The 3,544-nt window shown below is 64.7% G+C and carries 3 protein-coding genes; 1 reads left to right on the top strand and 2 read right to left on the bottom strand.

Features of this window, described 5'->3' with window-relative positions; translation table 11 throughout:
- Together EN781_RS28740 and EN781_RS28735 are read right to left on the bottom strand one after the other, a co-directional pair.
- A partial coding sequence (locus EN781_RS28740; RefSeq protein WP_145965684.1) for a GTP-binding protein occupies positions 1 to 950 on the bottom strand: 950 nt, incomplete at its 3' end.
- Positions 951 to 954: 4 nt separating this feature from the next.
- Positions 955 to 2,124, bottom strand: a complete 1,170-nt coding sequence (locus EN781_RS28735) for a D-alanyl-D-alanine carboxypeptidase family protein (protein WP_126059344.1) — start codon at positions 2,122 to 2,124, stop codon at positions 955 to 957.
- Between the two features lie 218 nt (positions 2,125 to 2,342).
- Between EN781_RS28735 and EN781_RS28730 the strand changes: the two genes are divergently transcribed.
- Positions 2,343 to 3,506, top strand: coding sequence for a M20 aminoacylase family protein (locus tag EN781_RS28730; RefSeq protein WP_126058042.1), 1,164 nt, complete (start codon positions 2,343 to 2,345; stop codon positions 3,504 to 3,506).
- Positions 3,507 to 3,544: the final 38 nt, after the last annotated feature.

The raw sequence follows: 3,544 nt of genomic DNA, 5'->3' as shown, positions 1-3,544 counted from the left end.
CTTGCCGGCGGGTGCAGGATCTTCTGCACGCCATGGATGACCAGCGGCCGCGACGGATCCTCCAGCAATTCGATGACGCCCTTCATGCGCAGCAGCTTCTCGCCATACGTCGAGCGCAGCAGATCGAGGAACATCTCGATCGCCGAGAACGGCACCGGACCGTCATGGACCAGCGAATGCGAGCGCACACGCGAATCGTGGCGATGCTGGTGATCGTGATGATGATCGTCGCCATGATGGTGGTGGTGGCCATCATGATCATGGTGATGATGACCAGCCTCTTCGCCCAGCCAGCGCTGCACATCGGCCGATTTGGTTTCGGGGTTGTAGAGCCCGCAGTCGAACAGCGCCGCGGCGCCGGTTTCGCTGTCATCGGCATCGAGCAGAACGGCGCCGGGATTGAGCTGACGCAGGCGCGCTCGCAACGCCGCGACATCGCCGGCATCGGTGGCGAGGTCGGTCTTGGTGAGCACGATGCGGTCGGCGACCGCCACCTGCTTCACCGCCTCGACATGAGCGTCGAGGGTTGCATTGCCGTTGACCGCATCGACCAGAGTGATCACGCCGTCGAGCCGGAAAGCCTGCACCAGCGCCGGATGCGCCATGATCGACTGCAGCACCGGCGCCGGATCGGCAAGCCCGGTGGTTTCGACCACGACACGCGCCAGCCTGGCGATGCGGCCGGTCTGCAGCCGGTCGACGAGGTCGGCCAGCGTATCGACCAGTTCGCCGCGCACCGTGCAGCACAGGCAGCCGTCGGAAAGCTGGATGATGCCGTCTGAGGCCTGCTCGACCAGCAGATGGTCGATCGCCACCTCGCCGAACTCGTTGATGATGACCGCCGTGTCGGTAAGTTGCGGGTCCTTCAGCAGCCGGTTGAGCAGCGTCGTCTTGCCGGCGCCGAGGAAGCCGGTGAGCACCGAGACCGGGATGGGAAAGCTGCCGCCCATCGGGCTAGTTCGCGACCTTGACCGGCTGGTCGCCCTGCGCGGCGGCCGCGGCCGTCCCGGTTGCGGCCGGTTCGGCGCCCGTCGGCGCCGGAATGTCGGGCCGCCAGCTCGGCAGCGGCACGTCAGCATATTCCTTGCCGGCCTGATCGAGCATCGCCTTCGGCGTCGGCCCGTCGGCGCCGCCGAGCCCGACGGCGACCAGGGTTGGGTGGTCGAGCTTGACCTGATAAGGCGACTTCGGCGCATCCTTGGCCGGAGCGGGCGCTGCTTCCGACTGCTCCGCCTTGGTCTTCTTCTTGCAGATCTCGTCATGCAAATCGTTGGCCGAGATCGTGTCGCCATAGGACGGCAGCGCGGCGAGTGTCGTCGACCCTGTGGTCGGCGTGTCAAAGCCCTGGTCGAGCAGCTTCGCCGCCGTCTCGGCACGGCTGACCGCCGATTTCTCGCCAAGCACCACGGCGACCAGTGTGCGACCGTTGCGCGTCGCCGAGCCGATCATGTTGAAGCCCGAGGAACAGACAAAACCGGTCTTCATGCCATCGGCGCCCGGATAGCGGCCGATCAACAGATTGTAGTTGGGGAGCGCCTTCTTGCCGACGGCGAGCCCCTCGATCGAGAACCAGGGCGCGTATTGCGGGAACTCGCCGCGGATCGCCATCACCAGCAGCGCGAGATCGCGCGCGGTGGTGTACTGGTCCGGCGAATAGAGCCCGTTCGGATTGACGAAATGTGTTCCGGTCATGCCGAGACGCGCCGCTTCCGCGTTCATCCGGTCGGCGAAGGCCGCCTGCGTGCCACCGATATTTTCGCCAACGGCCATGGCGATGTCGTTGGCCGACTTGACCAGCATCATCTTCAGCGCATTGTCGAGCCGCATCACCGAGCCCGGCTTGAAGCCCATCTTGCTGGGCGGCTCGCCGGCAGAATGCTTCGTCACCTTGATCGGCGAATCGAGCGTGACCTCACCGGCGGCGATGGCCCGGAACGTCACATAGGCCGTCATCAGCTTGGTCAGCGACGCCGGGTACCAGCGCTTGAAAGCGTCCTGGTGCTCAAGGATCTTGCCACTCTTCAGGTCGAACAGGATCAAAGGATTGGCGCGCGCGACGCCCGCCAGCATCGGCAAGGCCAGCGCGCCGGCCAGCAATAGTTTGAGGAAATGCCCGTGCCGCATCATGGAATCCGAAATCGCCTCTTGCCGTAGTCGCCCCTGGCTCCGTAAGATTTCGTTACGCGATCGCCAGCATGGTGCGGCCCGGCCCTCGATTTCCCGGGCTGCATTGTTGCGGTGCTATTTACCCTATGTGACGTCAACATGGCAAAGCGCCTGGCAATCACAACTATAATGCAGCAGGCTGCAACTGGCTGCTCCAACGATGAAATGGGACCATCATGCCGATTTTGAACCGCGCCGCCGAGATGCAAGACGAGGTCGCCGGTTGGCGCCGCCACCTGCACCAGACGCCGGAGCTGAACTTCGATGTCTTCAAGACGGCGGCCTTCGTCACCGGGAAGCTTAAGGAATTCGGTTGCGACGAGGTGGTGACGGGCCTGGGCAAGACCGGCGTCGTCGGCATCATCCGCGGCCGCAACGGCGATGGCACGACGATTGGGCTGCGCGCCGACATGGACGCGTTGCCTATCAACGAAATCACCGGCAAGCCCTACGCCTCGACTGTTCCCGGCAAGATGCATGCCTGCGGCCATGACGGCCACACGGCGATGCTTTTGGGTGCCGCCAAATATCTCTCCGAAACCCGCAATTTCACCGGCTCGGTCGCGGTCATCTTCCAGCCGGCCGAGGAGGGCGGCGGCGGCGGCAACGAGATGGTCAAGGACGGCATGATGGAACGCTTCGGCATCTCCAAGGTGTTCGGCATGCACAACATGCCGGGCCTGCCGGTCGGCCAGTTCGCCATCAGGCCGGGCCCGATCATGGCGGCGACCGCCGAATTCACCATCACCGTCAAGGGCCGGGGCGGCCATGCGGCCATGCCGCACGGCACCATCGATCCGATCGTCATCACCAGCCAGCTTGTCGGAGCGATGCAGACGATCGCCTCGCGCAGCACCGACCCGGTCGAGTCGGTGGTGGTGTCGGTGACGAAATTCCACGCCGGCGACGCCTACAACGTCATCCCCGAGAGCGCCGAGATCGCCGGCACGGTGCGCTCGCTGAAGAAGGAAGTGGCCAAGAAGGCCGAGGAGCGCATTCGCGCCCTTTGCGACGGCCTGGCCGCCGCCTTTGGCGCCACCATCACCTTCGACTACGAGCCCAACTATCCGGTCACCTTCAACCATGCGGAAGAGACGGTCTTTGCAGCCGACGTCGCCGCCGATATCGCTGGCAATTCACAGGTGCACCGCTCCATCCAGCCGGTGATGGGCGGCGAGGATTTCTCCTACATGCTGGAAGCGCGGCCGGGCGCCTTCATCTTCATCGGCAACGGCGACACGGCCGGCCTGCACCACCCGGCCTACGATTTCAACGACGAGGTCATTCCGCATGGCATGAGCTATTGGGTGAAGCTCGCGGAGACCGCTCTGGCCGCCTGAGGCCGGTTCCCGGCAAGGACGGGGATCCTCCGTGGATC

The organism is Mesorhizobium sp. M4A.F.Ca.ET.090.04.2.1, assembly GCF_003999085.1.
GTDB lineage: Bacteria > Pseudomonadota > Alphaproteobacteria > Rhizobiales > Rhizobiaceae > Mesorhizobium.
This window is presented reverse-complemented; position numbering and strand designations above follow the sequence as displayed.

Coding starts and splice junctions, on each gene's coding strand:
- EN781_RS28735 (WP_126059344.1), bottom strand. CDS start 2,124: ATGCGGCACGGGCATTTCCTCAAACTATTGCTGGCCGGCGCGCTGGCC.
- EN781_RS28730 (WP_126058042.1), top strand. CDS start 2,343: ATGCCGATTTTGAACCGCGCCGCCGAGATGCAAGACGAGGTCGCCGGT.